Annotated in this window: 5 protein-coding genes; 2 read left to right on the top strand and 3 right to left on the bottom strand. The window is 44.9% G+C overall.

Going from position 1 to position 6,283, the window contains the following annotated elements; genetic code table 11:
• Positions 1–74 precede the first annotated feature (74 nt).
• Together QOS10_RS08795 and QOS10_RS08790 are read right to left on the bottom strand one after the other, a co-directional pair.
• Positions 75–467: a TOTE conflict system archaeo-eukaryotic primase domain-containing protein gene (locus tag QOS10_RS08795; RefSeq protein ID WP_056994870.1), complete on the bottom strand. Its 393-nt coding sequence runs from the start codon at positions 465–467 to the stop codon at positions 75–77.
• A 31-nt stretch (positions 468–498) separates the two neighbouring features.
• Entirely contained in the window at positions 499–1,353 is an 855-nt protein-coding gene (locus QOS10_RS08790; RefSeq protein ID WP_225433560.1) for an AraC family transcriptional regulator, read from the bottom strand.
• 186 nt (positions 1,354–1,539) lie between these two features.
• Between QOS10_RS08790 and QOS10_RS08785 the strand changes: the two genes are divergently transcribed.
• On the top strand, positions 1,540–3,456 hold the full coding sequence (locus QOS10_RS08785) for a glycoside-pentoside-hexuronide (GPH):cation symporter (RefSeq protein WP_056994872.1): 1,917 nt from the start codon (positions 1,540–1,542) through the stop codon (positions 3,454–3,456).
• A gap of 11 nt (positions 3,457–3,467) precedes the next feature.
• Complete coding sequence (locus tag QOS10_RS08780; RefSeq protein WP_056994873.1) at positions 3,468–5,663, top strand: alpha-galactosidase; 2,196 nt, start codon at positions 3,468–3,470, stop codon at positions 5,661–5,663.
• Between the two features lie 115 nt (positions 5,664–5,778).
• Here QOS10_RS08780 and QOS10_RS08775 read toward each other — a convergent pair whose 3' ends face one another.
• Entirely contained in the window at positions 5,779–5,973 is a 195-nt protein-coding gene (locus tag QOS10_RS08775; protein ID WP_056994874.1) for a hypothetical protein, read from the bottom strand.
• Positions 5,974–6,283: the final 310 nt, after the last annotated feature.

The following is a 6,283-nucleotide window of genomic DNA, read 5'->3' as shown; positions in this document are numbered from 1 at the left end:
CAAGCACAGATCGAGGCACTTGTCATGACGAATAATCTAGCAAAATTTGGAATGTTACAAACTAGCAATTGACGTTAACCATCATCCTTAGTAATTTGGTCGAAAATCGTAGTGGTGGTGTAAGGAAGATACTCTTTGGTTAATTTGTTTTGGGCAGCTTTATTATTTCGAAGATTATAGAAGTCCCACCAATTTTTGAGAGCTGGACTATAGCCCTTGCCGTTTGACCATTTTTGGGCATAGACATCAAGACGACCGCTAAAGTAGCGGAGATAAAGGGCGAGCTTTTCCTCTGTTGAACGAGGCTTTTTAAGTAGCTCAGCTAATTCTTCCCGAGAAATAATATAGTTTTGATTATTGGCAGTCTTGATTAAAAAATCTGTTTGATCTGAATGATAGTGATGAAACTCTTTCAGTACGATGATCTGTTCACCGTTATTGAGGCGATATCCTTGATTGAATTCCATAATCCATCCCTCCGTTTTATTTCCCAGGAAATTAAAGCCGATTCTGCTGACGATAGGCATTAGGACTGGCTCCAGCATACCTTTTAAAGGCTTTTGAAAAGGTATAAGTATCGCTATATCCAACCCCGCTGGCGATTTCTTTAATGGGGAGGGCGGTAGTAATTAGTTGTTGTTTAGCGTCTTCCATCCGTTGGCGAGTTAGAAATTGCTGTGGGGAAGAGTTGGCATAGCGTTTAAAAAGATCGTAGACGTAACTTCGTGAAAGGGCAAGGTGGTGGGCCAAATCGGTAACGGTACAACCAGCTTGGTAGTTGGCTTTTAAATAATTGACGGCCGCTTGGAATTGAAGTTCCGTTTGATTATGGCTAGGGGATTTACTACCGGGAAATTCATTAAGGAGGTTAAAGAACATTTCAAAAGTAAGAGCCTTAATGTGTAAATCATTGGCTAACCCATATTCGTTGTGGAGGGCTTGGTAAAGTTGGGTGAGGGTGTTAGCAAACCGAGACCCTTGAACGTCTTTTAGAAAATAACGCTGCGCCAACTTCGTTTTTTCAAGGATTGTATCGATATTTAGTCCATTAAAGCCAATCCAGAAATAGGTCCACGGTTCACTTTGGTCAGCTTGATAGAAGGCCGGTTTACCCTTCGGTAATAAGAAAATATCACCCGCGTGGAGGGTCGTAAGGTGCTGGTTGGCAACCGCAAATTCTCCTTGACCTTGCAAAATAAAGTGGAGTACATAATTACTGCGGATATTATTACCACGAAAAACGTGCCCGGGACGACAACGCTCTAAACCATAAAATAAAATGTCTGCTTCAATACTATCAGTTGCCAGCGTGCGGTACTCACCATTCATCTTTTTGCCACCTTTTGATGTCATTATGTAAATTCAATAAAAATTTATTCCTGTTGTTAAGCTGATTATAGAAAATAGATGTTAATTTGTCTAGTGAACAAATTGGCATCAATTCACGGGCTATTGCCATTCTTATTTCCGGATAAACTCGATATATTGTTTTTGTAAGCGAATACATAACTTACGAAGATATGAAAGGCGGAATTAACAATGGCAAAAAAGAAAGGTGTCATGACCGTAAAAGAACAATTAGCCTATAGTTTTGGGGCTTATGGGAATGACTCATTTTACTCTTTGTTATCTGGTTATCTAATTGTCTTTATTACTTCTCACTTATTTGATTCGGGAAATAAGGCCTTAGATGCCAAAATGATCGGGTTAGTTACAGCAATTATTATGATCTTACGGATCGCTGAATTATTCATTGACCCCTTCATTGGTAACTGGATTGACCGGACTAAGACGCGGTGGGGCCACTCCCGGCCATGGATTGTAGCTGGTGGGACGGTTTCAACGCTACTATTAGCAGCCCTCTTTACGCCCCTCGGCAATTTGTACCAATCCAATGCGATGGCCTACCTCGTGGTCTTTGCGATTATGTACATCACGATGGATATTTTCTACTCCTTTAAGGACGTTGGTTTTTGGTCGTTACTTTCTTCGTTGACGACGAACTCCGAAGAACGGGAAAAAACGGCGACCTTTGCCCGGATCGGTTCAGCCATCGGGGGTTCCTTAGTTGGGGTGGTAGTTATGCCAGCCGTAATTTTCTTCTCTGCTACCAAGACTTCAACTGGTGATACCCGGGGTTGGATGATCTTTGCGGCCATTATCTGTTTCTTATCCCTCCTATCGGCTTGGGGTGTGGGAATTTTTAACCGCGAAGTAGATTCTGATATTCGGCATAACGAAAAAGATACCGTTGGGGTGATTGGCGTTTTCAAAGCCGTGGCGAAAAATGACCAATTACTTTGGGTAGCTTTAGCCTACTTAGCTTACGGGATTGGTAATAACATCACCAACTCCTTGATTATTTACTTCTTCACTTACATCGTTGGGAAAGCGACGGCCTTCTCAGTGCTTTCAACGATTAACATTTTCGCAGGGATGGCAGCCACGGCGCTTTTCCCAATTCTTTCCAAGAAATTCAGTCGTCATCAAATGTTTGCAGGTTGTTTGTTAGTGATGGTCCTTGGTTTAGGGCTCTTTGCCTTTGCCGGCCAAAGCGTGGCCCTTTCTCTAGCTGCCGGGATTATCTATGCCTTCCCTCAACAAATGGTCTTCTTGATTGTCTTAATGATTATCACTGACTCAGTTGAATATGGGCAATGGAAGTTAGGCCACCGGGATGAATCCTTGTCCTTATCCATCCGGCCGTTGATTGATAAGTTCGGGGGTGCTGTCTCTAACGGGGTCGTTGGTCAAATTGCGATCATTGCTGGGATGACGACCGGAGCGACAGCCGCTTCAATTACGGCTACCCAACGGATGAACTTTAAACTTTTGATGTTGGCAGTGCCAGCGGCTTTGATGATCATTGCCATCATTATCTTCTTACGAAAGATTACCTTAACCGAAGAAAAGCACGCCCAAATCGTCGACGAACTCGAACGGACTTGGGGTGAAAACTTCAAGGATGAAGACGATGCAGCTGATAGTCAAACGGAAGCAACTACCATTACCGCACCAGTTTCTGGGAAGCTCGTGGCCCTAGCCAATGTAAATGATGAACATTATGCCAAGGGCGAACTTGGACAAGGTTTTGCAATTAAGCCAAGTGATGGAAAGGTTCTCGCTCCCTTTGACGGGACGGTTCGGTTAACCTTTGACGATACCCGCCACGCAGTTGGTTTGGTTGCGGAAAACGGCATGGCTGTTTTGATTCACGTGGGCTTAGGAACCGTCAAACTGAAAGGGACCGGCTTTGTATCTTACGTCAACCGGGGGCAAGCTGTTAAGCGCGGCGATGAAATTCTCGAGTTCTGGCAACCAACCATTCAAAAAGCGGGGTTGGATGATACGGTGATGGTAACGGTCACTAACTCTGATAAGTTTAAGGAATTTAAGTTCATTAAAACTAGTGGAGAAGTCGTTGATGCTGGTGATGAAGTTCTAACCGTTAAATAGGAGATGATGTGATGGAAACATTAATTACCTTTGATGAGAAACAAAAAGTCTTTCACTTAAGCAACGGTCAAATTTCCTATCTTTTCAGTGTGGAAGCTGGGGCTACCCTTAGTCACCTTTACTTTGGTCAAGCTGTCAAAGCCTACCATGGTCAATTACGGTATCCGCGGTTAGACCGGGGCTTCTCTGGTAACCTTCCTGGCTCAAAGGACCGGACCTTTTCCCGGGACAGCGTTCCAGAAGAATACAGCAGTGCCGGGGAAATGAACTTCCGGACACTAGCAAGCGTCGTTCGCCAGGCTGATGGCGCCAACGCTTTGATGCTTAAGTATGTTGGTTACGAAATTACCCCGGGAAAACCAAAGTTGACAGGGTTACCAGCCGCGTATGTTGAAAATGACGATGAGGCCCAAACGTTAACAGTTACTTTGCAAGACGAAAAGAGCCAGGTTGAATTTAAGCTTGCCTACACGATTTACCGCGACTATCCAATCATTACCCGGTCGGTCCAAGTAGTTAATCACGGGGAAGCAAAGGTAAAGCTTGAAAAAGTGGCTTCAATGCAACTAGACTTTGTGGGGCGGGATTTGGATGTGATTTCCCTACCGGGAGCCCACGTACGGGAACGCCAAATTACCCGGACCCGGGTAACGCCGGGAATCCACCAATACAGTAGTATTCGGGGCTCTTCTAGTCACCAAATGAATCCGTTTGTGGCCTTAGTTGATCCGGCGACGACGGAGTTTAGTGGGGAGGCCTATGGCTTTGCCCTTGTTTACTCTGGTAACCACGCCTTTGAAGTTGAAAAAGACCAATTTGGCCAAACGCGCTTAACTGCTGGAATTAATGACTTTAACTTTAATTGGGAACTTCAACCCGGCGCTAGTTTTCAAGCTCCAGAAGTGCTGCTGACATACTCTAGCCACGGCCTAAACGGGATGAGCCAGGGCTTCCACCACTTAATCCAAGAACGGGTTGTCCGGTCTAAATTCAAGCACGCCCAACGCCCAATTGTAGTGAACAACTGGGAAGCAACCTACTTTGATTTTGATGAGGCGAAGCTCCAGACCATTGTTGATGAAGCTCAGAATCTCGGGATTGAAATGTTTGTCCTGGATGATGGTTGGTTTGGTCACCGGAGTAACGATGATTCTTCCCTTGGTGACTGGCAAGTCTTCGCCAAGAAGTTTCCGCATGGTTTAAAACACTTTGCCGACTACGTTCATGGGAAAGGTCTAAAGTTTGGGCTTTGGTTTGAACCTGAAATGATTTCCTATGATTCTGACTTGTACCGGAATCACCCTGATTATCTGATGCAAGTACCAGGCCGGGAACCGTCCCCAGCTCGGGACCAATACATTCTAGACTTGAGTCGTCAAGAAGTTGTTGATAATATCTTTGAGCAAGTTAAGGCGATCTTAACTGCCAATGATGTTGACTACGTGAAGTGGGACATGAACCGGCACCTTTCCGATATTTACTCAGTGGGCTTACCACCAGAACGGCAAGGAGAAGTTTATCACCGTTACATGTTAGGGGTTTACCAGTTAATGGACCGCTTGACCAGTGCCTTTCCAGATGTGCTCTTTGAAGGTTGCTCTGGTGGGGGTGGTCGCTTTGACGCTGGCCTGGCTTATTACATGCCACAAAGTTGGACAAGTGATAACACCGATGCGGTAGCCCGGTTGGGGATCCAAGCAGGGACTAGCCTGGTTTACCCACCGTCCTTAATGACCGCTCACGTTTCGGCAGTGCCAAATGGTCAGACTGGCCGGACGACTTCCTTTGCAACCCGGGGGGCCGTGGCCATGAGTGCCGTCTTTGGCTATGAACTTGATTTAACCAAGTTAACGACGGAAGAAAAACAGGCGGTCAAAGAGCAAATTGGTAAATATCAAGAAGTTCGCGACCTCGTAGTAAATGGTGATTTCTTCCGTTTGAAGGATCCGGGAGCTGGAAATGAAGTGGCGTGGATGTTTGTCGCTAAGGATCAAAGTGAAGCCCTCGTGATGGACTGTCAGTTATTAGCCGAAGCGCAACCGTTCTTTACTAAGACTAAGCTAGTCGGCTTAGATCCAAACCGGAAATACCAAAACGTTGCGACGAAAGAGATCTTTGGTGGCGATGAACTTATGCACCTCGGTTATTACAATCCGGTGGTTAAAGAGGACTTCGTAGCCCGTTTAACCCACTTTAAAGCCTTATAACAGCATGTACTAAATCAAATTTGCAAATACTAAAATCAATTCTTACCGAAAAAAGGGACCAAGCAGGCGCATGCTTGGTCCCTTTTGGGGTATTTAATGATGATTTTCCGGGAAATTATTTCCGGGCGTGGAGACGAACCGTTAACAAATGTAAAATCGTGGCCAATAAGGCAAAGAAGATGATCACAAAGGAAAAGTAGGTCCACCAAAAACCAGTAATAGGAACTAAGTGGCTTAAACCAACCTGGATGCCCATGGTAATTAAGGTCATAATTGCAACAATCGCAAAAAGTTCAAAGTACCGTTTCACGGTTTGATCATCCTTTCTTTGGCTTTGATTAATCTTTTCACTGAGCTTTTTTAAACGGGTAATTTTCTTTTCAGGCAGGCCTTGAGCTTCGTGATCCCAGGTGCCAGCTTGAACGGCTTCACCAAGTTTGATTAGGCCAGCAGTACTGAGAACCCGATCGACAGTTTGGAAGGTTGGATCGGTAGCTGGACTGAAGAAGTTGGCCCACGCCTGCTTATAACAAGAAGTTAAGGTAAACGCGATTTGCTAGTTCGTAACATTTAACAAAAAAAGCCTAACAAGGTTAGACTCAAAGTAGACTAAAAAAGGA

The organism is Limosilactobacillus galli (assembly GCF_947381495.1).
Lineage (GTDB): Bacteria > Bacillota > Bacilli > Lactobacillales > Lactobacillaceae > Limosilactobacillus > Limosilactobacillus galli.
The sequence above is the reverse complement of the archived record's forward strand: the minus strand, read 5'-3'. Positions and strand labels throughout refer to the sequence as shown.

Excerpts from the sequence above, each read along its gene's own strand:
- QOS10_RS08785 (WP_056994872.1), top strand. The coding sequence starts at position 1,540 with ATGGCAAAAAAGAAAGGTGTCATGACCGTAAAAGAACAATTAGCCTAT.
- QOS10_RS08795 (WP_056994870.1), bottom strand. The coding sequence starts at position 467 with ATGGAATTCAATCAAGGATATCGCCTCAATAACGGTGAACAGATCATC.
- QOS10_RS08780 (WP_056994873.1), top strand. The coding sequence starts at position 3,468 with ATGGAAACATTAATTACCTTTGATGAGAAACAAAAAGTCTTTCACTTA.
- QOS10_RS08790 (WP_225433560.1), bottom strand. The coding sequence starts at position 1,353 with ATGACATCAAAAGGTGGCAAAAAGATGAATGGTGAGTACCGCACGCTG.